This is a genomic window from Kaistia defluvii, from assembly GCF_040548815.1.
Lineage (GTDB): Bacteria > Pseudomonadota > Alphaproteobacteria > Rhizobiales > Kaistiaceae > Kaistia > Kaistia defluvii_A.
Window position 1 is genome coordinate 2,585,900 of the sequence record NZ_JBEPSM010000001.1, and the last position, 26,390, is coordinate 2,612,289.

Here is a 26,390-nt window from a genome sequence, read left to right on the forward strand (position 1 = left end):
GATCAACCCAGCCCTCCGCTGCTGGGACTGAGGGCTGGGTCAAGGTTTCGTCTGAAACGATTAGCGCGGTGCGATCGCGTAGCTGTCGATCGGCGGGACCGTGTCCAGCAGCCCCCTCGCCTTCATGAACGCGGCGAAGCGGTCATAGCGGCCGATGTCGAGCGCGGCCGGACGCTTGGCGAAGCGCGGCAGGGTCGCCGCGAACGACTCGCGGTTCAGCTTGTCATCCAGTTCCTTGTGCGACTTGACGAACATCGCCAGCGCCTCGTCCGGATGATTGGTCAGGAAGATCGTCGCGTCCTCGACGGCGGCAAGGAAGCGGGCCATGCGCGGGTCGCCGCGCAGTTCGTTGCGCGTCACATAGATCAGTTCATCATATGCCGGCACGCCATGCTCTTCCGGGAAGAAGGCGACGCCCGGCTTGCCCTCGATGCCAAGCTGGATCAGCTCGACATTGCGATAGCCGTCGATGACCGCATCGACCTGGCCGGACATCAGCGAGGTCGAGAGGTTGAAGTTGACGTTGACCATCTCGACGTCCTTCTCGCTCAGGCCGACCGAGTTGAGGATCGCGCCGATATAGGCGTTCTGCAGGCTGGCGACGGAATAGCCGACCTTCTTGCCCTTGAGATCGGCAAGCGACCGGATCGGCCCGTCCTTGAGCACGATCAGCGCGTTGAGCGGCGTCTCGATGAGCGTGCCGATGCGGGTGAGCGGCAGGCCTTCCTTCACCTGAAGCATCAGGTCGGGCTGATAGGTGATGGCGATGTCGGCCTGCCCGGCGGCGACCAGCCTGGGCGGCGCCGAGGCGTCGGCCGGCGCGATCATCTCGACGTCGAGGCCATGCTTTTCGAAGAAGCCGGCTTCCTCGGCGATCACCAGCGGGGCGTGATCGGGATTATAGAACCAGTCGAGCAGCACGGTGAGCTTGTCGGCCGCCTGGACCGGTCCGATCGTCAGAGCCGCTGCCAGACCGAGCGCCGCGAGCCGGATGAAGGGTTTCATGCGTTTTCCTTTGCAGATGCAGAACGTTAGCGGAGGGTTTCTGGCGCCCAGGGGGCGATATGGCGGGTGGCGATCTCGACCACGGCGCGGACCAGCACGGCCATGGCCGCGAGGATGACCAGCGCGGCGAAGACGACGTCGGTCTGCGCGCGGCCGTTCGCCATCAGCATGGCGTAGCCGAGCCCGGACGAGGCGCCGACCCACTCGCCGATCAGCGCGCCGACCGGCGCATAGACGGCGGCAACCCGCAGGCCGGAGGCCAGCGCCGGCAAGGCGTCGGGCACGCGTAGATAGAGAATCTCCTGCCAGCGCCTGGCGCGATAGAGCCGGCTCAGGTCGATGAGCCCGGCCTCGGTGCGGGCCAGACCGTCATGAAAGGCCGAGGCCACGGGGAAGAAGATGGCGATCGTGGCCATGACGATCTTCGAGCCGATGCCGAAGCCGAACCAGAGGACGAGCAGCGGCGCGATGGCGAAGACCGGAAAGGCCTGGGTGACGATCAGCAGCGGCATCAGGATGCGGCGGATCGTCGGCACGAAGGTCATGACCAGCGCCAGCATGATGCCTGCCAGCGCGCCGGTGATCAGCCCGGATACGGTCTCGATGAGGGTGGTGACGGCATCGCGCCGCCAGAGATCGGGGCGCTCGACCAGCGCGCGCCAGACGCGAGAGGGCGGCGGCAGCATGAAGGGCGGCGGCGCGAAGACGAGGATCACCGCCTGCCAGATGGCGACCAGCGCCACGGCGACGATAAGGGCCCGCAGGACGCCGGCCATCCAGCCGCGCCGCTTGTCTCCCGCCTCAAACTCAGCCCTTGCCACCATGGCGAAGCCGCTCCTCCGGAATACGGACGAGGCCATGCCTATAGCGATGGGGACGAGCAGACGTCGTGAACCAGCTTCCCGTCCCTTCGCCGGCATGACCCGGATCAGGTTCGAAGGGTTCGGCCCTAGGCCATCTCAGCTCGCGTCCGCGAACACCCCTCGGAATGGCCGGAGCATGGCCGAGGACGCGGCGCGGTGCAAGACCCCTCGCTGACCAGCTTCTATGCGGTGCCGTTGAGCGGGGTCGGGCCGAGATGGACGCGAAGGGAAGCGGGACGGCATTCGACGCGGAAGTGCCGCGTCTTCACGGGTTCGCCGTCGAGGTTGATGTGCAGAGCCTCGTGCGAATCGAATTCGATCCAGGAACTTCGCGTCTTGACCTGCAGGCTTTCTACCGCCGCCGCGCCCTGCAGCAAGAGCTGCGTGAAGGCATCGAGGCGGGCGTCGCCCGCCAGTTCCGGCAGGATGGCGAGATCGAGCAGGCCGTCGTCGAGGCGGGCCTCGGGGCACAGCACGATGCCGCCGCCGGCCTGGCGGCCATTGCCGATGGCGAGCGCCAGGAAGCTGCCTTCCCACTCGAAGCCCTCGGCGCGGAAGCGGCCCTGACTGGCGGAGAGCTCGCGAAACCGCGTCACGCCGGTCACGACATAGGCGAGCCCGCCGAGGCGTCGCTTCAGGTCGGGATCGGTCTCGACCGTGACGCGCGAGCCGAAGCCGCCCGAGACGAGATTGACGAAAACCCGACCGTTCAGGCTGCCGACATCGATGCGCGAGGCCGGCGCCTCGACGACCAGCCGAAGCGCCGCGGTCAAATCATCGACGGGAATGTTGGTGGAATGCGCGAAATCGTTGGCGGTGCCGAGCGGCAGGATGCCGAACGTGCAGGACTCCGGCGGCTCCGCGCCAAGCGCCGAGGCGAAGACCTCGTTGACCGTGCCGTCACCACCGCCAGCCACGATGCAATCGATCGCGCCGCGATGGGCGTCGGCAACGGCGTCGCGGGCGAAACGTCCAGCGTCGCCCGCCTCCCAGGTGACGCGGACCTCAACGACATGGCCATCGGCGCGAACCGCGCCGACCGCCTCGCGGACGCGAGGATCCCGCGCCGCCTTGCCATGCAGGATGAGCCGGATCTTCATGGTTCATCCTGCCGGGTGGGAGATTACTTGTTGCCCCAGGCGGTCATGGCCTTGTCGAAGACCCGCTGGCCGGGCGTGCCCTTCTCGAAGGTCAGGATCGCGCGCTGATCGTTGTTGTAGACGATCGGCAGGTCGATCCAGTTGCGCTCGCGCATGAGCGCGACGTTCTGGGCGAGCGGGCCGGCGTCGTTGGAGAAGGCGATCCAGAAGAAGCCGTCGGCAACCTTCGCCGCGGCGCCATCGAGCGGCTGGCCGCGCGATTCCTCCGTCGGCTTCATCACCAGCGCCGGCACCGACTTGATGCCGCCGCCCGCGAAATTGGCCGGCGTATCGACGACGATCTCGACGAGATGGCTGGCCGGAAGCGCCGGGTCGTTGTTCTTCCGGATGTTCAGCGTCACCTTCATGTTCTTTTCGGGAACGTCGAGATTGGCCTGGATCTCCGGACCGTTCGGCGAGTTCGCGTTGAACTTCCACGTGACGTTGGCATTCACGATCTTGACGTTCTGGCTGCCGTCGGTCGGCTGTTCGTACAGAATGGCCTTCTGTGCGACGAGCGACTCATCGGCGCTGCCGGCGGCCGGCGCGCTGGGAGCTTCAGCCGGAGCAGGCTCGCTGGCCGCGGGCTCTGCCGCCGCCGGTGCCGCGGCGACGGGACCCGTACCATCCGGCGTCATGACGCCGGCGAGCGGATCCGCCTCTTCGCCGTCCGTGGCAGGCTGCGCCTCAACGGTGCGCACCGCCTTGGGCGACGCCTCTTCCGGAGCGCCACCCAGGCGATCCGCATTCTTGCTGCTGACGGGAGCCGATGCGGTTGGGATCGGATCCTCGCCCAGCGTCGGCTTGGCGCTGGTGTCGGCCGAGGAGATCAGGTCGCCGATGACGTCCTTGACCACGCCGCGCTGCGACCATGCGAGCGCGGCAATGCCGCCCAGCATCAGGCCGATCAGCACCAGCAGGATAAGGGTCGGCCAGCGCGACGGCTTGGTGCGTTCGACATAGACGGGCGGACGCTCGGCATCCCGGTTGCGCTCGCGGCGCGACGCCCGGCGCTCCCGCGGCTCCTCGACGCCGTCATTGCCCATGGGCGTTACGCGCATCGGCTCCGGCGCCCAATCGGCATCGGCGCTGAAATGACGACCGTCATCGTGATCCGCATCGACATCGAAGCGCGGCTCGTCGATCGGATCGGGCGCAACCATGGGCGGCTCGCGGCGGCCCTGCGGCGCGGCGCGGTCATAGGCGCTCGGCTTGGTGGGCGAAACCTGCGGCCATTGCGGCTGCACCGGCGGCGGCTGCCGCACGGGCGCGGGCGGCTCCGGCTCGTGCCAGTCGGGTTCCGGCTCGTGCTCGGGCTGATGCTCGTGCTCGTCGTCGCTGCCGATGTCGGGATAGACATCCTGCGGCGGACGCGGCGGCGGCGCCGGGGTCGGCGCGACAACGGGCGCGCGCGGCGTCGGCGGCGCGGCCGGTCGGGGTCGCGGTGCAACCGGCGGCGGAGTCGGCGCGGGCGGTGGCGGAGGCGCTACCGTCTCTTCCAGCTCGTGCTCGAGCTCCTCGGCATATTCGGATTCGTCCAGCGAGACGGGCTCGTCGGGAACCGCAAGCGCTTCGGCGACGGCCGCCGCGGCGCTGACACGAGCCGGGGCCGGACGCGCGGCGCTGGCCTCGCGTTCGACCTTGCGGATCGCCTCTTCCAATTCCAGGCGCTGGCGCGAGATCTCGGAGGTCGTCAGAGGTGGGTCGATGGACTTCAGCTGTCCGATCAGCGCCGTGCGCGCCTTGTCGTAAACTGAACGACGCGCGTCGCCGGATTCGCTCTCGAACCCGGAAACCGCCTTTTTCAATACCGCGTAATAGTCGGTCATCGTCCCATTCTACTAACTACACGTCCGAACCGGCGCCTGTGATCGACAACCTCAGTCCTGAAACGGATCCTGAACCAGAATTGTATCGTCCCGTTCCGGACTGGTCGACAGGAGCGCGACGGGCGCACCGATCAATTCCTCGACGTGACGGACATACTTTACGGCCTGCGCCGGCAAATCGTTCCAGCTACGGGCACCGGCGGTCGTATCCTTCCAACCTTCCAGCGTCTCGTAGATCGGCTCGACCCGGGCCTGCGCGGCCTGCGAAGCCGGAAGATAGTCGATTTCGCGACCATCCAGCCTATATCCAACGCAAATCTTGATTTCTTCAAGGCCGTCGAGAACATCGAGCTTCGTCAGCGCGATTCCGGTAATGCCGGACGTGCGGATCGTCTGGCGCACCAGCACCGCGTCGAACCAGCCGCAACGGCGCTTGCGGCCCGTGACCGTGCCGAATTCATGGCCGCGCGTGCCGAGGAAATCGCCGATCTCGCCGGTCTGCTCGGTCGGGAAAGGACCTTCGCCGACGCGGGTCGTATAGGCCTTGGTGATGCCGAGCACATAGCCGACCGCGCCCGGACCGACGCCCGAACCCGTCGATGCCTGGCCGGCGACGGTGTTGGACGAGGTCACGAAGGGATAGGTGCCGTGGTCGATGTCGAGCAGAGCGCCCTGCGCGCCTTCGAACAGGATGCGCTTGCCGGCGCGGCGCTCGCGGTCGAGCAGCTGCCAGACCGAATCCATGAAGGGCAGGACCTTGTCGGCGACCGAGGCGAGCTCTTCATAGAGCGTTTCGGCGAGGATCTCTTCCTGGCCAAGACCGCGGCGCAGCGCATTGTGGTGCGCCAGCAGGCGCTCGATCTTGTCGCGCAGCGCGGGCAGGTCGGCGAGGTCCATGACGCGGATGGCGCGACGGCCGACCTTGTCCTCATAGGCCGGGCCGATGCCGCGCTTGGTGGTGCCGATGCGCGTGCCGGAATTGCTGTTCTCGCGGAACGCGTCGAGGTCGCGATGCAGCGACAGGATCAGCGCGGCGTTCTCGGCGATGCGGAGATTGTCGGGCGAGACGGCGACGCCCTGCGCGGCCAGGCGGCCGATCTCGGCCACCAGCGCATGCGGGTCGACGACGACGCCATTGCCGATGACGCCCATCTTGCCCGGACGCACGACGCCGGACGGCAGCAGGCTGAGCTTGTAGGAAACGCCGTCGATGACGAGCGTGTGGCCGGCGTTATGTCCGCCCTGGAAGCGCACGACGATGTCGGCGCGCTCGGAGAGCCAGTCGACAATCTTGCCCTTGCCTTCGTCGCCCCATTGCGATCCGACGACGACTACATTCGCCATTGAGACTTCCTTTTTCGACGTCCAGCCACTGCTTGTGCCGCAATGCGCGGCGCGCGATAGGCTTCGTCCCGGCAGGCTGCCAGGACGAAGCGCGCGGACTATATAGACTCCAACTGCCCGGCGCGACCCCCGCCGGAGCATGTCAGACCCTCAATTCTCCCAGAATACGTCCTGATCGGCCGGCCAGCTGACGGCAAAGGCGTGGGTGATCTCCTTTGTTTCGCCGGCGGCATAATCATAGCCCCACGCGACCACCCCGCGTCTGCCGTCCACGGCGCTCGCGGTCGGCGGCGTCGCCTCCGGCAAAGCCTGCACGGTTATGGTCTTCGCCTCGGAGACGGGAAGCTGGTCCAGCACGACGATCGAGATCGGCCGGGCGTGCCGATTCTCGATCTTGATGCGATAGCGCCGCTCGTCGGTCTTCTCGGACGAGATCAGCCCGCGCTCGCCGGTCTTGCGCTCCAGCGTGATGCGGGTGACGGCGACCTTGTCGTCGATGCCGAAGCCGAGCGTCAGTTCCGCATTGGGCGCGGTGAAAGCAAGCGGCACGGTCCCCGCGAAAGCCCCGTCGCGATAGAGCACCGCATTTCCGCCGACATAGGGCGCGCCGGACGTGTTGCGGAAGCGCGCCGTCAGATAGGCGGCGTCGCTGACCGCCGGTACGGCGCGCACCTCCAGCGTCGGCGCCAGATTTTCCGTCGCGATCCGCACCGACCGGCTGCCCTCCCCCGAGGAGACCGAGACCGGATCCGCAATCCGGTACTCGGCGCGGAAATCGCCGAAATCGGCAACCGCCTCGGCCTGTGCGATCGCATCCGCGCCGCCGCCGGCAGCCTCCATCTTGTAGCGCGCCGGGGGCGCGGGCGCCGGGCGCACCAGCGCCATCGATTCGCTGGCCTCGTCCTGGGCGAAACGCGGCGCGAAGCGCACGACGCTTTCGCCGAGTTCCGGCGCCTGGGTGCCTTCGGCAGGACGGCTGGTGGAAAGCGAAAGCGCCACGCCGGCCCAATCCTCGCCCGTCTCCTGGTGCAGCTCGGCCCGTCGGACCAGTTCCAGCTTCGGCTCTGCCAATGCTTCGCCGAGCGCGAGCGAGATGTCATAGGCCGGGCTCCATCCCGCCGATTGCGTGCGATAGCCGAGGGTCAGCTTGCCGGTCGCTGCCTGATTGGCCAGAAGCTCGATCCGCGCCTCCAGCTTTGGCGCCGCAACCGGCAAGTCGTCCAGCGCGGACTGCCGGGTCGCAAGCGTCTTCTCGATGCCGCGCCGGTCGATGGCGATCTGCGCGCGCTGCTGGTCGATCTTCTCCCTCTCGAGGCCGAGGCCTTCGGCAGTCTGGACCCAGTCGCCGATCGACTTGCCCTCCGCCATGCCCTTGGCCAGACCCTGCGGCACGCTCTCGGCCAACTGGTCGATGAACTTTGCGCGCAGATCCAGCGCCGCCCGCTTGTCGTCGAGCGCGCCGAGCCGATCCCGCAGCACCTCGATCTCGGCCAGGATAGCAGCGCGGGCGGGATCGGCGTCCGCATCCGCCTTGGCGCCGCGCGTCTCGACCGAGCGGATGGTGACGCCGCCCGCCGCTAGGCCCTCGACCCGCAGGCTGTCGGCGACCATATCGGCCGGCAGGTCATCCGCTACCAGCACACTGACGCCGGGCGGCACCGAGAACGCCGCCTCGCGAAGCACGGCCGCCCCTTGCGGATGCACGGTCACGGCGGTGATCCGGCTGCCGAGCGGCAGGTCGGCGGCGTGCACATTCGCACTGGAGGCGGCCAGCACCGCCAGCGTCAGAGCGAGGATTGTCTTGGCCATCGGGCTTCCCCTGCATGATGAAGCGCCGCCACCCATGGAACCGCCGGCGCGCTTCCTGCCGCATAACGCGCGATTGTGGTATCGCCGCGCCACAATTGCGCGAATTCCATGAAAAGCGGCACGTCAGCGGTTCAGGCGATGCCGTTTTCCTTTTTCCATTTGCGCAATCGTCCTCGTGCGTTGGCATAGGGCGAGGATGTATTGAACTGGATCATCCGGCCCATCGTGTAGGCGCCGTACCAGGGTTCGCCATAAAGCGCGGCATCGTCCTGGCTCTCGATCCGTTCGACGATGCGGCCCTTGGCATCGGCGAAGCGCCTCAGCAAGGCGTCGAAGGGCACGTCCTCATAATCGGCGTAGAATTTCTGCGCCAGCGGGCCGAGCTGGTTCCATGCGTAGCCGGTCTCGGGAAAATAGACAGGCAGGCCGGCATCGCGCCGCGCATGCCATTTCAGCACGAGCTCGTTCCATCCCGTCAGATAGGCGACGAGGTCGTGCACGCTGATCCGCGTATCCCGCACATGCCCTTCCAGGGTCTTTTCGGCGGTCCGACTGGCCGGCACGGTCGAAAGGTCCTGCATCAGCTTGGCGAAGCTGGTTTCGATCGCCTCGAGAAGCTCAGCCTTGCTGGTCGGAACTGCCATGAACCGTCTCTCCATCCTCATCAGCGCGAAGGCATAGCCATGCCGCCGCGCCGCTGCAAACCGGTAAACAACCATCGCAGCCGCGCGGCGAGGCGTTGGCGCTTGGCAGCGACCACCCGACAGCGCTATCCAGACGTTCCGCTGTCCGAGGCCAGTTCATGTCATTGCTTTCGCGGGCCTTCGCCTGGTTGTTCAACCGGCCCTATCTGCTGCTCGCCCTCACCTTCCTGTTCTGGGCGATCAACATCGTGCTCGGGCGCTATGTCGCGGGTAGCATCCCGCCGGTTGCGCTGGCGCAGGTGCGCTGGGCCGGCGCTTCGGTCATCATCCTGCCCTTCGCCTGGCCGCATCTGAAACGCGACTGGCCGGCGATCCGCGGCAGCCTCGCCGTGATGCTTCTGCTCGCCGCCTCCGGCATCGGCGCCTACAACACGCTTGCCTATTACGGGCTGCAATATACCGAGGCGATCAACGGCCTGCTGATGCAGTCGATCGCGCCGCTGGTCATTGGCGTCTGGTCGCTGATCCTGTTCCGCGACCGCATGACGGCGGCGCAGATCACCGGCGTCTGCCTGTCGCTCTGCGGCGTCATCCTGATCATCTGCCGCGGCGATCCGGCCGTGCTGCTGCATATGACGCTCAATATCGGCGACATCATCATGCTGGTGGCGATCAGCTGCTATGGCTTCTATTCGGCGCTGCTGAAGAAGGGGCCGCGCATCCATTACCTGTCGATGCTTGGCTTCACGATCCCAGCCGGGGCCGCGATGATCCTGCCTTTCTGCGTCTGGGAGATCGTCTCCGGCAAGGTCATGCACGCGACGCCGCTGACCTTCGCCGTGCTTGCCTATGTCGTCGTGATCCCGTCGGTCGTCGCCTACATGTTCTTCAATCGCGGCGTCGCCCTGATCGGCCCCAACCGCGCCGGGCCCTTCTTCCACCTGCTGCCGGTGTTCGGCTCGATCATCGCCATCCTGTTCCTCGGCGAACAGCCGCGCTGGTATCACGGCGCCGGCTACGCGCTGATCCTCGGCGGCATAGCCCTGGCGCAGCTGAGCCTCGCCAGGATTCGCTCGTTCGGGCGGTAGCCTTCATTTCCTGTCTTTCCAGCTGTCTCGCCCTCCTCCCCACCCTCGCCGTCATCCCGGGCGCAGACCCGGGATCCATTCAGCCGGGTTGGCGAATGCATGAAGCTCCCAATGGCACGGCTGCATGGATCCTCGCCTTCGCGAGGATGACGGCGGCGTCGGGTCGAGCCGCCGGCGCCTGCCGCACATCCCCACCACAACCGCCCCGGCAGAAAGCAAAGAAAAAAAGGGGCGACGGTTGCCCGTCGCCCCTCTTCATTCCGGCAATGAAGCCCAGTCTCAGAACGTCAGGCGCTTGGCCTGGACGACGCCTTCAAGCGCGCTGACGCGATCGATGACGCTGTCCGAGATCGCCTCGTCGACTTCGATCAGCGCGATGGCATCCTCACCGGCAGCCTTGCGGCCGAGGTTGAAGGTGGCGATGTTGATGCCCTCGGCGCCGAGCAAGCTGGCAAAGCGGCCGATGAAGCCCGGCTTGTCCTTGTTGGTGACGTAGAGCATGTGGGGACCGAGCTCGGCCTCCATGTTGATGCCCTTGATCTGGATGATGCGCGGCTTGACGTCGCCGAACACCGTGCCGGCGACCGAACGCTCCTGGCGCTCCGTCGTCACCGTCAGGCGGATGTAGTTCTCATAGGCGCCCTGCTGCTCGCGACGGACTTCTTCCACGGCGATGCCGCGTTCCTTGGCGATGGCCGGGGCCGAGACCATGTTGATGGTCTGCAGCTGCGGCCGCAGCACGGCGGCGAGCGCCGCGGCGGTCAGCGCGCGGACATTCATCTCCGCGACGGCGCCTTCATATTCGAGCTTGATCGCCGTGATGCCCGTCTCGGTCAACTGGCCGGCGAACGAACCGAGCTGTTCGGCGAGCTTGACGAACGGCGTCAGGCGCGGCGCTTCCTCGGCGGTGATCGACGGCATGTTGAGCGCGTTGGAGACGGCGCCCTTGACCAGGTAGTCGGCCATCTGCTCGGCGACCTGCAGCGCGACGTTCTCCTGCGCTTCCGTGGTCGAGGCGCCGAGATGCGGCGTGGCGACGACGTTGGGCAGGCCGAACAGCACGTTCTCGGTCGCGGGCTCTTCCTCGAACACATCGAAGCCGGCGCCGGCGACCTTGCCGGACTTCAGCGCCTCGGCGAGATCCTTCTCGACGACGAGACCGCCACGCGCGCAATTGATGATGCGGACGCCGTCCTTCATCATCGCGATCGCCTTGGCGTCGATGATGCCGCGGGTCTTGTCGATCAGCGGCGTGTGCAGGGTGATGAAGTCGGCCCGGCGGAACAGTTCCTCCAGCTCGACCTTCTCGACACCGAGATCGATCGCGCGCTCCGGCGACAGGAACGGATCGAAGGCGATGACGCGCATCTTGAGGCCGACGCCGCGCTCGGCGACGATCGAGCCGATATTGCCGCAGCCGATGATGCCGAGCGTCTTGCCCGTCACTTCGACGCCCATGAAGCGGTTCTTCTCCCACTTGCCGGCCTGGGTCGAGGCATTGGCTTCGGGGATCTGGCGCGCGGTCGCGAAGATCATCGCGATGGCGTGTTCGGCAGTGGTGATCGAATTGCCGAAGGGCGTGTTCATCACGATGATGCCCTTGGCGGTCGCGGCCGGGATGTCGACATTGTCGACGCCGATACCGGCGCGGCCGATGACGCGAAGGTTCTTCGCGGCGGCGATGACCTTCTCGGTCACCTTAGTATTGGAGCGGATGGCGAGGCCATCATAATTGCCGATGATCTCGAGCAGCTTCTCCTTGTCCTTGCCGAGGTCGGGCAGATAGTCGACCTCGACGCCGCGATCTTTGAAGATCTGGACGGCGGTCTTGGAGAGCTTGTCGGAAATGAGAACGCGCGGTGCCATAGTGAATGGTTCCTTTGGGTTCGCCGCCGTCACCATCAGTCGTCATCCCGGACGAAGCGAAGCGGAGATCCGGGATCCATCCAGCCGAAGCCTTGGGCGGAACGGATCCCCGCCTTCGCGGGGATGACGCCAACGGGACAAGCTGGCGCATCAAACGGGGAATGGGAATGTCGGCCGGGGCGAACCCCGGCCAGGAAGCGCGTTGGATCAGGCGGCCTGGAGGGCGGCCTTCTGCGAGGCAAAAGCCCAGTCGAGCCACTCGGTGACGATGGAGAGATCGGAAGCCTCGATCGTCGCGCCGGCCCAGATGCGAAGGCCGGCGGGCGCATCGCGGTAGGAACCGATGTCATAGGCGACGCCGGCCTTGTCGAGCGCGGTCGAGACGGCCTTGGCGAAGGCGGCCTGCGCCTTGTCGTCGAGCGCCTTGATGGCCGGATCGGTGATGATCAGGCAAACCGACGTGTTCGAACGCGTGTTCTCGACGACCGGCAGGAAGTCGATCCAGCTGGTCTTCTCGACCCAGTCGGCCAGGACCTTGAGGTTGGCGTCGGCGCGGGCCTGCAGGGCCTTCCAGCCGCCCAGAGACTTCGCCCAGGTGAGCGCGTCGAGATAATCCTCGACCGCCAGCATGGACGGTGTGTTGATCGTCTCGCCGACGAAGATGCCGTCGATGAGCTTGCCGCCCTTGGTCATGCGGAAGATCTTCGGCAGCGGCCATGCGGGCTTGTAGGTCTCGAGCCGCTCGACGGCGCGCGGGCTGAGGATCAGCATGCCATGGGCGCCCTCGCCGCCGAGAACCTTCTGCCAGGAGAAGGTCACGACATCGAGCTTGTCCCAGGCGAGATCCTGCGCGAAAGCGGCCGAGGTGGCGTCGCAGATGGTCAGGCCGGCGCGGTCGGCGTCGATCCAGTCGCCATTCGGAACGCGGACGCCCGAGGTGGTGCCGTTCCAGGTAAAGACGACGTCGCGATCGAAATCGACCTTGTTGAGGTCGGGAAGCTTGCCGTAATCGGCCGTGAAGGTGCGAACGTCTTCCAGCTTCAGCTGCTTGACGACATCGGTGACCCAGCCTTCGCCGAAGGATTCCCAGGCCAGCATGTCGACGCCGCGGGCGCCGAGCATCGACCACAGCACCATCTCGACGGCGCCCGTGTCGGACGCCGGAACGATGCCAATGCGATAGTCGGCGGGAACGCCGAGCACGTCGCGGGTCAGGTCGATGGCGTTCTGCAGCTTGGTCTTGCCGATCTTGGCCCGGTGGGACCGGCCGAGGGCCGCATCCTTGAGCGCATCCAGGGTCCAACCAGGACGCTTGGCGCAGGGGCCGGAAGAATAGTTTGCGTTCACCGGCCGGCGGGCGGGCGTAGCGAAGTCAGCCATTTTCTATCCTCTCAGATAGTCAGCGCCTCGTTGGGGAGGCGTGTCCCGCCGACGCGTTTACGCCTGGGCCGGAGGGAAAGCAAGACGAGGAAGAAATTTTGTCGATAGGCCCCGCTGCGGCTACATGGAATAGCCCTGAAGTTCGACCCAGCGTCCAGGAGATCCCATGACGATCGACGGCAAGCCGCCGCGCCGCCCGCCCTACCGCCCGTCGGGGCAACTGGTCCTTCTCGTGCTCATCGTGATCTTGACGCTGCTGCAGGCGGCGAAATCGCAGGGCTGGATCTAGCCGCCATGCCCCAGCCGGACGCCATCGCAGCGCCCTGAATGCCGAAAGCGCGCCACCAGGAGGTGGCGCGCTTTCGGTCAAGCACATGGTCGTTGCCATGCCGGAGTTTCCGGCAGGCCGAGCGGAACGATCAGTTGAACAGGTAGCGGATGCCGAAGTTCACATCATGCGAGGTGATGTTCTTGAACTTGAAGCCATCGTTCGGCCGCGAATAATTCGGGTCGATGTTGTAGGCGGTGTCGGTCTTGCCATTGCCGAGATCGACATAGCTGTAGCCGAGATCGAAGATCAGGTTCTCGGTCACCTTGAAGCCGAGGCCGGCATGGAGCGCCCAGGCGAAGTTCCACTGCGAATCGCTGCCGGCATAACCGCCGCCATTCAGTTCCGTATTCACGTCGCGAAAGCCGGAAATCGTGTTGCGCGACGTACCGATGCCGGCGCCGACATAAGGCGTGATGCCGTGATAGGTGCCGAGATCGACATAGCCATTGGCCAGGAACAGCCATTCGGACTTCTGTGCGGTATAGTCGTCGCTAAAGGGAGCGCCTTCCAGCGGCGTCACGCGCTGCGTCGCGGAGAAATCCGCCTTGCCGCGATACTGCCCGGTCAGGTCGGCGCGGAACCAGTCGTTGAACTGATAGCCGGCGCCGAGGCTGAAGGTCGGGGCGGACGAGAAATCGCCCTTGTTGATCCACTCGGTCGCGTAGCCGGGGGTCTCGAAATACTGGTAGTCGAGATTGCCGAGGCGCTGGTTGCTCATGCCGATGGCGCCGCGCAGGTACCAGCCGCCGGTTGCCAACGGCACGGGCTCCACATAAGGCAGGTCCGCTGCGATCGCGGCGCCGCCGGGCACTGCACAGCCAAGGCCCGCCGCAATCGCGAGGGCCGCTATTCTTGATCTGGTCATCCTATCCCCCATCGAAGGCCGGACCACGACTTGCGCGATCCCGAAACTCATGGGACGGAATTTCAGCCAGAACCTTTTAACATCGGATTAACTACAACTCTTAACCAGAATCTTTCCGCCGCAACGGAAGGTTAAGCATAACGGCCGTGTCAAAAATGCCCGCCCCCGGTGCGAGCCCGCCTCCCCCGCGCATTTCCGCCTGCAGGAAAAGGTTCGGGCCCCCGCGCCAAGCAAGCGCGACGGCCCGTCCGGGGATAACGTTGGCGAAGACCGGGAGTCGGCCGCTCAGGCGACCAGCTTCAATGCGCCGATGATGTCGTCGACCACGGCTTCCACCAGGGCGTGATCGTCGCCCTCGGCCATGACGCGGATCAGCGGCTCCGTGCCGGAGGGGCGGATGACCAGGCGGCCGGTCTTGCCAAGCCGCGCCTCGCCATCGGCGATCGCCGCCTGGACGCTTGCCTTCTCCAGCGGCTTGCCGCCGCCGAAGCGCAGGTTCTTGAGGATCTGCGGCACCGGTTCGAAGCGGCGGCAGACTTCGCTGACCGGCTTGCCGGTCTTGCGCACGACCGCGAGGATCTGCAGCGCCGAGACGAGGCCGTCGCCCGTGGTCGAGAAATCGGACAGGATCAGGTGGCCGGACTGTTCGCCGCCGACATTGAAGCCGTGCTGGCGCATGTGCTCGACGACATAGCGGTCGCCGACCTTGGTGCGGGCAAGGCTGAGGCCGATCGAGGCCAGAAAGCGCTCCAGGCCGAGATTGGACATGACCGTGGCCACGATACCCGGCTGCGACAGAAGCCCATCCTCGGCCCAGGACTGGGCGACGACGGCCATCAGCTGGTCGCCATCGACCACTTCGCCATTTTCATCGACGATGATGACCCGGTCGGCATCGCCATCCAACGCGATGCCGATATCGGCGCGCACCTCATGCACCTTCCTGCGCAACGCATCCGTCGCCGTCGAACCGACATCGAGGTTGATGTTGAAGCCGTTCGGCTCGGCGCCGATGGTGATCACCTCCGCGCCGAGTTCCCAAAGCACGGCGGGCGCCACCTTGTAGGCGGCGCCATTGGCGCAATCGACGACGATGCGCAGGCCGGCGAGGTCGAGGGTTTTCGGCAGGGTCCGCTTGGCGAATTCGACATAGCGCTCCTGCGCGCCGTCGATGCGCTTGGCGCGGCCGAGGTCGGCGGAGCCGGCCAGGCGGCCGGAAAGGTCCTCCTCGATCAGCGCCTCGATCTTCGCTTCGGTCTCGTCGGAAAGCTTGTAGCCGTCGGGACCGAACAGCTTGATGCCGTTATCCTCATACGGGTTGTGCGAGGCGGAGATCATGACGCCGAGATCGGCGCGCAGCGAGCGGGTCAGCATGGCAACGGCCGGCGTCGGCATCGGGCCGAGCAGGAAAACATCCATGCCGGCAGCCGTGAACCCCGCCGTCAGCGCCGGCTCGATCATGTAGCCGGACAGGCGCGTATCCTTGCCGATCACCACGCGGTGCCGATGGCCACCATTCCGGAACGCCAGCCCCGCGGCGATCCCCACCTGCAGTGCCAGTTGCGGGGTGATCGGAAAGGCGTTGGCCTTGCCCCGAATGCCGTCCGTGCCGAAGAATTTGCGAGCCATGCGTCGAATCCGTCTCCTTATTCGCCGGCAGTCTTAACCCAGCATTGCGGCGAAACCGTTCAAAAATCATAAGCACTTGTTACACGCCGGCCCGTTGCAACTCGCCCGTTACCGACGCCGACAAATCCAGGCTCGATTCCTTGACCATAAGGTCCAGATTTCATTGAGCAATTCGGCCAGGCTTGCCGAAATTTGGTTCGGAAGCCGAATATTTCAGCCGGACACGCAATGTGCATTTCGCCCCGCCGGGCGGGATGGCAAGGGGGTCTTCCCTTCCCGCATCAGGAGCAGGATATGAAGGCCCTCATCACCGTCGACATGCTGAACGACTTCTACTCTGGCGTGCTGAACAACGAACTGCATGCGTCGAAAATCGTGCCTGTTATCGCCAGGCTGATCGATCATGCCCGCGCCAATCCGGATTGGCTCCTCGTCTATTCGAATGATGCCCATCGCGCCGATGATGCCGAGATCGCCATCTGGGGGCCGCACGCCATGGCCGGCACGCGCGGCGCCGACGTCATCGACGCGCTGAAGCCGATCGGCGCCCCGCGCGAGATCGTCTCGCCCAAGCGCTTCTATGGCGCCTTCGACGAGACCGGACTGCACGAGATCCTGCAGGGCTATGGCGTCACCGACGTCGTCATCGTGGGCCAGCACACCCATTGCTGCGTCCGGCACTCCAGCTACGGCGCCTTCATTCGCGGCTATGGCATCGAGATCCCGACCGATGGCGTCTGCGTGTTCGACGGCGTCGATAACGCCGCGGCGATCGACTATCTGCGCACCATCTATGGCGCGACCATCACCGATTCCGAAACCCTGATCGGCGCGGCTGCCGCCACCAAGGCCGCCTGAAACGACCGAGCGGGCAAAGAAAAAGGGCGGGACCTGGGTCCCGCCCTTTTTGCAATCATGCGGTCGATCAGACCTGCGGCTGCGGCTCGAGGCCGGTGTCGCCCTTCGGGCGCGGACCGCGGGTCGTCGGCACCACCGAGGGGCGCGACGGCGGGACATCGTCCCCGGTGTCGCGGATCGGCGGCTTGCCTTCGAGGAGATTGCGGATTTCCTCGCCCGACAGCGTCTCGTATTCGAGCAGGGCTTCGGCGATGGCGACGAACTTGTCACGGTTTTCCGTGATCAGGCGACGTGCCTCGCTTTCACCTTCCTCGATCAGCTTGCGTACTTCCTCGTCGATGATCTTGGCGGTCTCGTCGGAAATATTGGTCGACTGCGAGACCGAATGACCGAGGAAGACTTCCTGCTCGTTCGAACGGTAGCGCACGCGGCCCAGACGCTCCGACATGCCCCACTCCATGACCATGGAGCGCGCAAGCCCGGTTGCCATCTGGATGTCGCCGCTGGCGCCGGTCGTCACCTTTTCCGGACCGAATGTCAGGATCTCCGCCTCACGACCGCCGAACAGCATGATCAGGCGCGACTTGGCCTTCTCATAGGTCCAGTTGTAGCGATCCGATTCCGGCAGCGTCATCACCATGCCGAGCGCACGGCCGCGGGGAATGATCGTGGCCTTATGGATCGGGTCGATCGTGCCCGAGAGCAGCAGCGCGATGATCGCGTGGCCGGCCTCGTGATAGGCGGTGTTGCGCTTCTCTTCGGCGGTCATTGCCATCGACTTGCGCTCGGCGCCCATCATCACCTTGTCCTTGGCGTCCTCGAACTCGGCCATGGTGACGATGCGCTTGTTGCGGCGGGCCGCGAGCAAGGCACCTTCATTGACCAGGTTCATCAGATCGGCACCAGAGAAGCCGGGCGTGCCGCGGGCGAGCGTCTTCAGGTCGACGTCCGGCGCCATCGGCACCTTGCGGGCATGGACCTTCAGGATCTTCTCACGGCCGATGACGTCCGGGTTCGGGATCATGACCTGGCGATCGAAACGGCCGGGACGCAGCAGCGCCGGATCCAGCACGTCGGGACGGTTGGTCGCCGCGATGATGATCACGCCTTCGTTCTGCTCGAAGCCATCCATCTCGACCAGCAGCTGGTTCAGCGTCTGCTCGCGCTCGTCATTGCCGCCGCCGAGGCCGGCGCCGCGATGACGGCCGACCGCGTCGATTTCGTCGATGAAGATGATGCAGGGCGAGTTCTTCTTCGCCTGCTCGAACATGTCACGCACGCGGGACGCACCGACGCCGACGAACATTTCGACGAAGTCGGAACCCGAGATGGTGAAGAACGGCACATTGGCTTCGCCGGCGACGGCGCGAGCCGTCAGCGTCTTGCCGGTACCCGGAGGGCCGACCAGCAGCACGCCGCGCGGAATGCGGCCGCCCAGGCGCTGGAACTTCTGCGGGTCGCGCAGGAACTCGACGATCTCCTGCAGGTCTTCCTTGGCTTCGTCGACACCGGCGACGTCGTCGAAGGTGACGCGGCCATGGGCCTCCGTCAGCAGCTTGGCCTTGGACTTGCCGAAGCCCATCGCCTTGCCGCCGGCGCCGCCCTGCATCTGGCGCATGAAGAAGATCCAGACCGCGAGGATCAGGAACATCGGGAACCACGAGATCAGCACGCCGATCAGCGAGGTGCCGCCTTCGGTCGGCGGCTTCGCCGTGATCGAGATGCTCTTGTTCTCGAGGCGCTTGACCAGATCCGCGTCATTGGGCGCGAAGGTCTGGAAGCTGGAATTGTCGGTATAGCTGCCGGAAATCTGCTGTCCGGCGATGACGACGCTTTTCACGCGTCCGCTGTCGACGTCGCTGAGGAACTGCGAATACGCAATGTCCTGGCCGGCGGCGCGCGGTCCCGGGTTCTGAAACAGATTGAACAGGGCGATCAGCAGCAGGCCAATGATGACCCAAACTGCGAAGTTGCGAAAATTCGCGTTCATCAGAATCCCTTCAAGGGCAGGATTACGGCCGAGGTGCCGCTCATTTGAAAGCTAAGATAGGTGGCCCGACCGCTTAAGCCAATATGAGCTATGCCAATGAAAGCGCGGAAAATGCGGCAATGGTTTAGATCCGGCGGCTCATTCCGCCGATCGGACCGGTTCCAGCATCCGTTCACCGACCAGTGAGGACGCCTCGAACCCTACGCCGAGCCCCGCATCCGACGCGATGCCCAGCGCCGGAACCGCAACGATTTCGCCATTTCGCCGCAGCGCCGGCAGCGCCTCAATGGCGCGTGGCATGCCCTTCGGTACGCAGACGGCAAATTGTCGCCGCCCCTCGGCTCCCAGCGCCCCTATGGTAAACGCCCCGGCCGCCCCGGACGTCATGCGGACAGCAAATCGGCCGTCCCAGATGCCGGAAAAGCCGCTTTCGACTGTAATTTCGGCCAAACCCTCGCGTCCCGGCTCGCGCTGGAAGCGGAAGGCGCCCTGCCGCAGGTCGATCAGCACCCCGGCCAGAGTGCGCGCGAGCTTGCCGGATGGCTCGCCCTGCAGCGCCTGGCGCATCGCCATTTCCAGCGTCTCCAGGCTTTCCAGCCGCGGAACATAGGCCGCACCGCCGGCCGCGCGCAGGATGCGGGCGAGCGCCCGCAGGCGCACCTCCTCCGGCTCCCCGTTCCAGGCGGCGGCATCGAGCCGGACGCCGCCGGTGGCGTCGGTAATCGCCCCCCGCTCGAACAGCCGTCCGACATAGCTGTCGAGCGCCGCCGCCGCACGGCCCAGTCGCTTCGCCGTGGCCGCCAGTGTCTCCGCGTCGAGCCCCTCGGCAGCGAGCATCGGCATCAGCCGGCGAAAGCGGACGCGGTCGAAGGCGGGGTCGGCATTATGCGGGTCGTCGACGGCTTGGAGACCCGCAGCGCGGACGACATCGACGAGGTCCTCATGCGGCACGTCGAGCAGCGGCCGGACGAGGCGGATGCCGTCGCGTTCGACATCACGGACCATGGCGGCCAGGCCATAGACGCCGGAACCGCGCGCCAGGCGCATCAGGAACGTCTCGGCCTGGTCGTCACGGTGATGGGCGGTGGCAAGGTGGGTTGCACCGGCCTGGCGCGCCGCGTCCAGCAGTAGCGCATAACGCGCGGCGCGGGCGGCGGCCTCGATGCCGCGAAGGGGAGCGGGGTCGGTCCAAAGCAGCGAGTGGAACCGAAGTCCGTGGCGTTTTGCGACCTCGCCGACAAAGCGGGCCTCGGCGGCGGATTCAGGCCGAAGGCCATGATCGACGGTCAGCACCAGCAGGTCGGGCCCGGTCGGCCCAGCCGCGCGCCAGCGTTGGGCGAGAAGGAGCAGAGCCAGCGAATCGGCGCCGCCCGAAACGGCAAGGGCCAGACACCCGGTCTCCGCGAACGGTGCGAAAAGTTCGTCGAGCCGCGCGCCGTCGTTCAGCAGCGAGCTATCAGCAGCTGGCACTGGCCTGTTCTTGCTTGACCCGCTGGACAAGGGCATTCGAGCTCTTCGGATACTGCTTCAGCACTTCGGCATAGGTGGCGCAGGCCGCCTCGCGCTGCTTGAGGCCAGCGAGCGACATGCCGAGCTTCAGCAGCATATCGGGCGCCTTGCCGCTCTTGGGATACTTCTTGTAGCCGGAGAGGAAGGAATCCGCAGCGCCGCGGTAATCCTGGCGGGCATAGAGGCTCTCGCCGAGCCAGTACTGGGCATCGGCGGCGAGCGGATCGCCGGGATACTGGCGCAGGAACTGCTGGAACGACGCCTCGGCGACGTCATAGTCGCCCTTCAGCACCTGGCTGTAGGCCGCGTCATAGTCGCCCCGCGGGCTACCCGTGGAGCGCGGAGTTGCACCCGCAGCGGCGCCCGGCACCGCGGCGCCGCCCTGCGACAGGTCGATCGGCGCATTGGGGTCGAGCGTCAATTGACCGAGGTCGCGCGGCGGGGCGCCCTGCCCGACCGGCACGGTGCCTTCCATCTCGCCATCGGTCGAGCCGATGGCCTGGCCGATCGGATCGCCGCCCCGGGCGGCGGGCGGCGCATTGGCGGCGGCCGGCGACGGCACGCGAGCGCGCAAAGGCGGTGCTTCCGAGCGCTTGCCGGCGCCAGCATCAGCGCCACCGCCACCCTGCAGGCGCTGCAACTGCTCCTGCAACTGGCGGACCTGGAAGGTCAACTGTTCGATCTGGCCGGTCATGTCGCGCATCTGCTGCTCGATGCGGTCCATGCGCATGCTCGCCTGGCCGTCATTCGGGGTCGCCTGCGCCGGCGCGAAACCGCCATCGCCAACCCCTGCCGGCGGAACCTGTTCCTCCGGGCCGCGCTTCAGCCGGTCGAACAGGCCGGCATCGGCCGGGCCGGTCGTGGCAAAGGTCAGCCCGGCTGCGAACAGCACGGCGGTCAGGATCGGAATTCTCTGTTTCATCAGCCCATCCGTTGAAGGATCGTCGCGGGTCCGCCGCTCTATCGTCTTCATCTGCCTATCTGGGCGGGTCGAGTTCGGCCAAATTGCGGCGTCGCACAAACAGAAACGGCGGCCAGAGGCCGCCGTTTCCGTCAAACCGTATGGTGGACAGCGATCACGAGCCGGCGTTGTTCAGCACGGTGACGGCACGACGGTTCTGCGACCAGCAGGAAATGTCGTTGCAGACGGCGACAGGCCGCTCCTTGCCGTAGGAGATCGTGCGGATACGGGCGGGATTGATGCCGCGCGAAACCAGGTAGTTCTTGGTGTTGGTGGCGCGACGGGCGCCCAGCGCGATGTTGTATTCACGCGTGCCGCGCTCGTCGGCATGGCCTTCGATCGTGACCTGGTAGCGCGGATACTGCTGCAGCCACTGGGCCTGCTTGTCCAGCGTCGCGCGGTTGGCCGACGAGATTTCGGTCTGGTCGGTCGTGAAGAAGATGCGGTCGCCGACATTGACGACGAAATCCTGGGCGCTGCCCGGGCTCGCCGAACCAATGCCACCGGAGCCGTAACCGCCGGCGCCGCCAGCGCCACCGGCGCCCGGCTTATTGGCGCAGGCTGCCAACGCAAGCGCTGCACCGAGGAACACGACGAACTTGGCGCCGCGCAGAATGGGGTGAGTATTCGTCATGAAGATAACTCCTTGTCCACCATACTCGGACATGAGGCGGTATTAGCAGCCCGTTGGTTAAGCGCGGGTTCAAAAACGTGGTTGAGAGGAGGTTAACGCACGGCCGTGGGAGCGAGACGGTTGCCGGAAAACACTAGGCCCGGCCTGGATTCCCACATGCCTAACGAGGGGCGGGAACATGATTACCGAAATACGCACGGCGATGAAAAAAGCCGCCGGCGCGGGGCGCCGACGGCTTGGAAACTATCCACTCGATCTCAGTTGATCAAGGGCGACCAGGCGGGATCCGAACCGAAGGCCGGCGTCGGGACCTTGAACTCGTTATAGCCGGTCAGATCGACCGACCAGAGCTGCGGTCCGCCATTCGCGCCAGGCGTGTCGCGGAAGAACATCAACACGCGACCATTGGGCGACCAGGTCGGGCCTTCATTGTGGAAGCCCTCGGTCAGGATGCGCTCGCCCGAGCCGTCCGGCTTCATCACGCCGATGGCGAAACCGCCGGCTGACTGGCGCGTGAAGGCGATCAGATCGCCGCGCGGCGACCAGACCGGGGTCGAGTAGGAACCCTGGCCGAACGAGATGCGCTGCGGGTTCGAGCCGTCGGCGCCCATCACGTAGATCTGCTGGCTGCTGCCACGATCCGAGGTGAAGACGATGCGCGAGCCATCGGGCGCATAGGACGGGCTGGTATCGATCGAGGCCGAGTTGGTCAGACGTGTGGTGCGGCGCGAACGCAGGTCCATCGCATAGATGTTGGCGTTGCCCTGGTCCTCGAAGCTCATCACGATGCGCTGGCCATCGGGCGAGAAGCGCGGCGCGAAGGTCATGCCGGGGAAATTGCCGACCAGTTCGCGCTGGCCGGTCTCGATGTTGAGCAGATAGACCCGCGGCTGGTCGGCGCCGTAGGACATGTAGACGACTTCCTGCGCGGAAGGATTGAAGCGCGGCGTCAACACCAGATCGTTGCCACGGGTCAGGTAGCGCGAATTGGCGCCGTCCTGGTCCATGATGGCCAGGCGCTTGACGCGCTTGTCCTTCGGGCCGCTCTCGTCGACATAGACGACGCGGCTGTCGAAATAGCCCTGCTCGCCGGTCAGGCGCTCATAGATCGCGTCGGCGATGATATGGGCGACGCGGCGCCAGTTTTCCGGCGTCGTGTAGAACTGCTGCCCGGCCATCTGCTGGCCGGCATAGATGTCCCACAGGCGGAACTCGGCGCGCAGCCTTCCATCCGACTGGCGCGTGACGCCGCCGGTGACGAGCGCCTGCGCCTTGATCACCGTCCAGCTCTGGAAGTTGGGCGTCTGGTTGGCGTTGGTGATCTTCTCGATGAAGGCGGCCTGGTCGAGCGGCAGGAACAGGCCCGAGCGCTTCAGGTCGGCGGCGATAACGCCGGAGACGTCCGCCGCGAGCTGTGCGTCGGCCTGCGTTCCGCCGATGAAGGTCGGAATGGCGATCGGCAGCGGCTGGACATTGCCCTGCGTCACGTCGAGCTCGATCAGGGCTTCGGCGCGCTGGGTGAACGGGACAGTCGCCACCACGAAGGCAGCGGCGAAAAGCAGGGCCGCTCCGAAGGACATTCGGCTTAGGCGGCGCGGACCGGCCGCGGCGCCTTTATCGGGGGCGTGAACCGTCATGGTGCTGTTCCTGTAATCCAAATCTTCTGTGCTGGTTCGGTTGTGGCCGAAGATAACGGCAGAGCAGTGACGACGGCGATTCTCATCCTTGCGGGGAGAATCGCATCTGGACCTCGCTCCAAAGATCATACTTCTCGGCCGGAAGCTGATACGGGCCGCACTGGAGAACGGCGCCAACCGCTCGATCCGCGGCGACCGTACCATACTGGCTGGCCGGATATTGCTGGATCGACGGCACGCCATTGACCGTGCCGTCCTGGTTCAGCTTGAAGCGGATCGTGACGGTGACGTCCTTCGGATCCGTCCAGCCGACCGGAATGTTCCAGCAGCGCTGGATCTGCGCGCGCAGCGCGTCGATCTCGCTCTGGGTCATCGTCGCGCTCGGATTGCGTTCCTCTTCCGCGCCAAACGATTCCTGTTCCTGGCTCCGCGTCTCGCCGCCGGTCGGCTTGGTCTTGTCCAGCAGGGCGGCAATGCGGTCGGGGTCGAAATCCGACGGCGTCGTGCTCTGCGAGGGCTGCTTGGCGGGCTTGTCCGGCTGCTTCTTCGGAGCCTCGGCGGTCTCGACCGGCTTGGGCGGCTGCGGCTTGACGCGCGGCTTGGGTGCGGGCTGCGGCGGCGTGGCCTCGGCCTCCTTCGGCGCAGGCGCGGGTTCGGGCGTCGGCTCGGGCTTCACCTCGGCCGGGGCAGGCTTGGGCGGCTCCGGCGGCGTCGGCTCGGGCGGTGCGGGCGTGGGCTCAGGCGGAGTCGGCGCGGGCGGCGTCGGTTCCGACTTGGGCTGCGGCGGCGGGGGTGGCGGAGGCGGCGGCGTCGACGGCTGCGCGGGCTTCGGCGGCGTCGGCGACGGCTTCGGCGTCTCCTTTTCGGAAGGCTTGTTCGGAGACGGCTTGTTCTTGACCTCGGCGGTCTTCTTGCCCTTCTGCAGGCTGGTCAGTTCCGAGATGGGCACGAGGTCGACCGGCATCGACTCGACCATGGTCGCATCGAACGGCTTGTTGTCGGGCAGCCCAAAGAGCCCCAAGGCGAGAACCGAGAGGTGGGCAACGGCGGAAAAGGCGAGCCCGACGCGCATGGATCAGCCGTCCGTCGCCTCGGTGACAAGCCCGATGTTGCGATAGCCGGCGCTCGAGATGGCGCCCATCACCTGCATGATCGCGCCGTAATTGCTGGTCTTGTCGCCGCGCACGAAGATGCGCTCTTCATAACCAGCCGCGGCGATCGCCTTGAGCTTCGGCACGATCTCGTCGAGCGAGATCTCCGTCTCCTGCAGGAAGATCTTGCCGTCGGCATTGATGCTGACGGAAATCGGATCCTTGTCGGCCGTGAGGGCCTTGGCCTGGCTTTGCGGCAGATCCAACGGAACGCCGGCCGTCAGCAGCGGCGCCGAGACCATGAAGATGATCAGCAGCACGAGGATGACGTCGACGAACGGCGTGACGTTGATTTCGCTCATGACGCCGGTCGTGCGCCGGCGACGGCGTCCACCGCGTCCCCCGCCCCCCGACCGACCGCCGACCGACATGCCCATGGTTCAGGCCCTCTCGTCGATCTGGCGCGACAGGATGGCGGAGAACTCGTCGGCGAAACCCTCGAGACGCGACGAGATCTTGCCGGCCGAGCTCGCGAGCTTGTTGTAGGCGATAACAGCGGGAATGGCGGCGAACAGGCCGATCGCGGTCGCCATCAGCGCCTCGGCGATACCGGGAGCCACGACGGCCAACGAAGTGTTCTTGGAAGCGGCGATGGCCTGGAACGACGACATGATGCCCCAGACCGTGCCGAACAGGCCGATGAACGGACCGGCGGCGCCGACGGTCGCGAGGAACAGCAGGCGGCTTTCCAGCCGCTCGGCTTCGCGCGACAGGGTTACGTCGAGCACCTTGTCGATGCGCATCTGCAGGCCCATCGGCGAGCGCGCGCCGGATTCGAACGAGCGCTTCCATTCGCGCATCGCGGCGACGAAGAGCGCGGCCATCGACGTCGCGGGACGGGTGGAGATCGAGCGGTAGAGTTCTTCCAGCGACTGGCCGGACCAGAACACCTTCTCGAAGCGATCCATCTGGCGACGGACGCGTCCGAACAGCAGCACCTTGTCGATGATGATGGCCCAGCTCCAGATCGAGGAGACGAGCAGCCCGAGCATCACCAGCTTGACGACGATGTGCGCCTGCCAGAACAGGGACAAAAGCGACAGACTTGCCGGCGCGTCGAGCGCTACCTGGCCCACGTCGACCGGATTCATTCGCTTTACAACCTCTCGGAGTTGATCACTCGCATCTCGCAGCCAGCGAGGACAGGACGCGGCACCTGGCGACGATCCCCGCCTTGGAACAAGTCCTTGCAAGCATCGGGCCGGATACAACAATCCGATTGGCTGTCTCGCCCTCAAATTTGTTCATTTGAGGGCGTTTTGGCCGGCTCGCCCATGCTGTCGCGACGCCTTCTCTATAGCGCCCGCATGGTTAAGCAATGGTTATTTCGGCGCCGCCGCGAAGCGCTGCGCGAGGCTCTCCGGGATTCGCTGCGCCCGGCCCGCGGCATTGACCAGCACCACCGTCACGACCGCCTCGATCAGGATCTCCGAACCGCGACGAATGGTCTGCGACAGCAGGATTCGCGCACCGCGCACTTCCTTGGGCCGGGTCAGCACCTCGACGACGTCGTCGATGCGCGCCGGTCGCTTGAAGTCGATCTCCATGCGGTGCACGGCGAAGGCGATCGACTCGCCCGTCTCGCCGGCATGCAACTCGCTGTGATGCACGCCGAGCAGGCGGACATAGTCGCTGCGCCCGCGCTCCAGGAAGCGGACATAGGAGCCGTGATAGACGACGCCGGAGAAGTCGGTGTCCTCGAAATAGATCCGCACCGGCAGCACATGGCCCTCCGGCGTGTGCCGCCCGGCGAGGTGGGGATAGTCGACCTGGATGCCGTCCTGGCTCATGCGATGCTGGCTCCTTCTCATGCGGTCCCGACGCGCCAAAGCGCGCTTTCGCTCGTTCCCGGCGTGAC

Annotated in this window: 23 protein-coding genes and 1 riboswitch; of the genes, 3 read left to right on the plus strand and 20 right to left on the minus strand. The window is 65.9% G+C overall.

Features of this window, described 5'->3' with window-relative positions:
- Positions 1 to 60: 60 nt before the first annotated feature.
- The 7 genes from ABIE08_RS12120 to ABIE08_RS12150 form a co-directional block, all read right to left on the minus strand.
- A complete protein-coding gene (locus tag ABIE08_RS12120; protein WP_354551233.1) occupies positions 61 to 1,005 on the minus strand; it encodes an ABC transporter substrate-binding protein in 945 nt (314 codons plus the stop codon).
- 26 nt (positions 1,006 to 1,031) lie between these two features.
- Positions 1,032 to 1,781 (minus strand): ABC transporter permease, encoded by a 750-nt coding sequence (locus ABIE08_RS12125; RefSeq protein ID WP_354551684.1) that lies wholly within the window; start codon positions 1,779 to 1,781, stop codon positions 1,032 to 1,034.
- A 112-nt stretch (positions 1,782 to 1,893) separates the two neighbouring features.
- Positions 1,894 to 1,999, minus strand: a riboswitch (TPP riboswitch).
- Between the two features lie 51 nt (positions 2,000 to 2,050).
- Entirely contained in the window at positions 2,051 to 2,968 is a 918-nt protein-coding gene (yegS, locus tag ABIE08_RS12130; protein WP_354551235.1) for a lipid kinase YegS, read from the minus strand.
- A gap of 23 nt (positions 2,969 to 2,991) precedes the next feature.
- Complete coding sequence (locus tag ABIE08_RS12135) at positions 2,992 to 4,836, minus strand: hypothetical protein (RefSeq protein WP_354551237.1); 1,845 nt, start codon at positions 4,834 to 4,836, stop codon at positions 2,992 to 2,994.
- Positions 4,837 to 4,887: 51 nt separating this feature from the next.
- A complete protein-coding gene (locus ABIE08_RS12140) occupies positions 4,888 to 6,180 on the minus strand; it encodes an adenylosuccinate synthase (RefSeq protein ID WP_354551239.1) in 1,293 nt (430 codons plus the stop codon).
- Between the two features lie 150 nt (positions 6,181 to 6,330).
- Positions 6,331 to 7,989 (minus strand): mucoidy inhibitor MuiA family protein, encoded by a 1,659-nt coding sequence (locus tag ABIE08_RS12145; protein ID WP_354551241.1) that lies wholly within the window; start codon positions 7,987 to 7,989, stop codon positions 6,331 to 6,333.
- A gap of 131 nt (positions 7,990 to 8,120) precedes the next feature.
- Entirely contained in the window at positions 8,121 to 8,633 is a 513-nt protein-coding gene (locus ABIE08_RS12150; protein ID WP_354551243.1) for a ClbS/DfsB family four-helix bundle protein, read from the minus strand.
- Positions 8,634 to 8,791: 158 nt separating this feature from the next.
- Between ABIE08_RS12150 and ABIE08_RS12155 the strand changes: the two genes are divergently transcribed.
- The gene (locus tag ABIE08_RS12155; RefSeq protein WP_354551245.1) at positions 8,792 to 9,721 is read left to right on the plus strand and encodes a DMT family transporter; all 930 of its coding nucleotides are present in this window, start codon (positions 8,792 to 8,794) and stop codon (positions 9,719 to 9,721) included.
- 279 nt (positions 9,722 to 10,000) lie between these two features.
- Here ABIE08_RS12155 and serA read toward each other — a convergent pair whose 3' ends face one another.
- Both serA and ABIE08_RS12165 read right to left on the minus strand, forming a co-directional pair.
- Positions 10,001 to 11,587: a phosphoglycerate dehydrogenase gene (gene serA / locus ABIE08_RS12160; RefSeq protein ID WP_354551247.1), complete on the minus strand. Its 1,587-nt coding sequence runs from the start codon at positions 11,585 to 11,587 to the stop codon at positions 10,001 to 10,003.
- 207 nt (positions 11,588 to 11,794) lie between these two features.
- Positions 11,795 to 12,967 carry a phosphoserine transaminase gene (locus tag ABIE08_RS12165; protein WP_354551248.1) on the minus strand — a complete coding sequence of 391 codons (1,173 nt, stop codon included), beginning with the start codon at positions 12,965 to 12,967 and terminating at the stop codon, positions 11,795 to 11,797.
- Positions 12,968 to 13,133: 166 nt separating this feature from the next.
- Here ABIE08_RS12165 and ABIE08_RS12170 point away from each other — a divergent pair, with 166 nt between their 5' ends.
- Entirely contained in the window at positions 13,134 to 13,256 is a 123-nt protein-coding gene (locus ABIE08_RS12170) for a hypothetical protein (protein ID WP_354551250.1), read from the plus strand.
- Positions 13,257 to 13,386: 130 nt separating this feature from the next.
- On the opposite strand, the gene ABIE08_RS12175 is transcribed toward ABIE08_RS12170, so the two are convergent.
- Complete coding sequence (locus tag ABIE08_RS12175; RefSeq protein ID WP_354551253.1) at positions 13,387 to 14,163, minus strand: outer membrane protein; 777 nt, start codon at positions 14,161 to 14,163, stop codon at positions 13,387 to 13,389.
- A 285-nt stretch (positions 14,164 to 14,448) separates the two neighbouring features.
- The gene (gene glmM / locus ABIE08_RS12180; RefSeq protein ID WP_354551255.1) at positions 14,449 to 15,792 is read right to left on the minus strand and encodes a phosphoglucosamine mutase; all 1,344 of its coding nucleotides are present in this window, start codon (positions 15,790 to 15,792) and stop codon (positions 14,449 to 14,451) included.
- Between the two features lie 294 nt (positions 15,793 to 16,086).
- Between glmM and ABIE08_RS12185 the strand changes: the two genes are divergently transcribed.
- Positions 16,087 to 16,650 (plus strand): cysteine hydrolase family protein, encoded by a 564-nt coding sequence (locus ABIE08_RS12185; protein ID WP_354551257.1) that lies wholly within the window; start codon positions 16,087 to 16,089, stop codon positions 16,648 to 16,650.
- Positions 16,651 to 16,717: 67 nt separating this feature from the next.
- Here the strand turns inward: ABIE08_RS12185 and ftsH are convergent, their stop codons facing one another.
- The 9 genes from ftsH to ybgC form a co-directional block, all read right to left on the minus strand.
- On the minus strand, positions 16,718 to 18,640 hold the full coding sequence (gene ftsH / locus ABIE08_RS12190) for an ATP-dependent zinc metalloprotease FtsH (RefSeq protein WP_354551259.1): 1,923 nt from the start codon (positions 18,638 to 18,640) through the stop codon (positions 16,718 to 16,720).
- A 138-nt stretch (positions 18,641 to 18,778) separates the two neighbouring features.
- Positions 18,779 to 20,110, minus strand: a complete 1,332-nt coding sequence (gene tilS, locus ABIE08_RS12195) for a tRNA lysidine(34) synthetase TilS (RefSeq protein WP_354551260.1) — start codon at positions 20,108 to 20,110, stop codon at positions 18,779 to 18,781.
- Positions 20,097 to 21,071, minus strand: a complete 975-nt coding sequence (ybgF, locus tag ABIE08_RS12200; RefSeq protein ID WP_354551262.1) for a tol-pal system protein YbgF — start codon at positions 21,069 to 21,071, stop codon at positions 20,097 to 20,099. Before ybgF ends, tilS begins: the two co-directional genes overlap by 14 nt.
- Before the next feature lie 154 nt (positions 21,072 to 21,225).
- A complete protein-coding gene (pal, locus tag ABIE08_RS12205) occupies positions 21,226 to 21,744 on the minus strand; it encodes a peptidoglycan-associated lipoprotein Pal (RefSeq protein WP_266330181.1) in 519 nt (172 codons plus the stop codon).
- A 257-nt stretch (positions 21,745 to 22,001) separates the two neighbouring features.
- Positions 22,002 to 23,381, minus strand: a complete 1,380-nt coding sequence (tolB, locus tag ABIE08_RS12210; protein ID WP_354551264.1) for a Tol-Pal system beta propeller repeat protein TolB — start codon at positions 23,379 to 23,381, stop codon at positions 22,002 to 22,004.
- A gap of 82 nt (positions 23,382 to 23,463) precedes the next feature.
- Positions 23,464 to 24,453 (minus strand): hypothetical protein, encoded by a 990-nt coding sequence (locus ABIE08_RS12215; RefSeq protein ID WP_354551265.1) that lies wholly within the window; start codon positions 24,451 to 24,453, stop codon positions 23,464 to 23,466.
- Between the two features lie 3 nt (positions 24,454 to 24,456).
- On the minus strand, positions 24,457 to 24,909 hold the full coding sequence (tolR, locus tag ABIE08_RS12220; protein WP_354551267.1) for a protein TolR: 453 nt from the start codon (positions 24,907 to 24,909) through the stop codon (positions 24,457 to 24,459).
- 3 nt (positions 24,910 to 24,912) lie between these two features.
- The gene (gene tolQ / locus ABIE08_RS12225; RefSeq protein ID WP_266330185.1) at positions 24,913 to 25,623 is read right to left on the minus strand and encodes a protein TolQ; all 711 of its coding nucleotides are present in this window, start codon (positions 25,621 to 25,623) and stop codon (positions 24,913 to 24,915) included.
- Positions 25,624 to 25,854: 231 nt separating this feature from the next.
- Entirely contained in the window at positions 25,855 to 26,322 is a 468-nt protein-coding gene (gene ybgC / locus ABIE08_RS12230; RefSeq protein ID WP_354551269.1) for a tol-pal system-associated acyl-CoA thioesterase, read from the minus strand.
- Between the last annotated feature and the right edge of the window lie 68 nt (positions 26,323 to 26,390).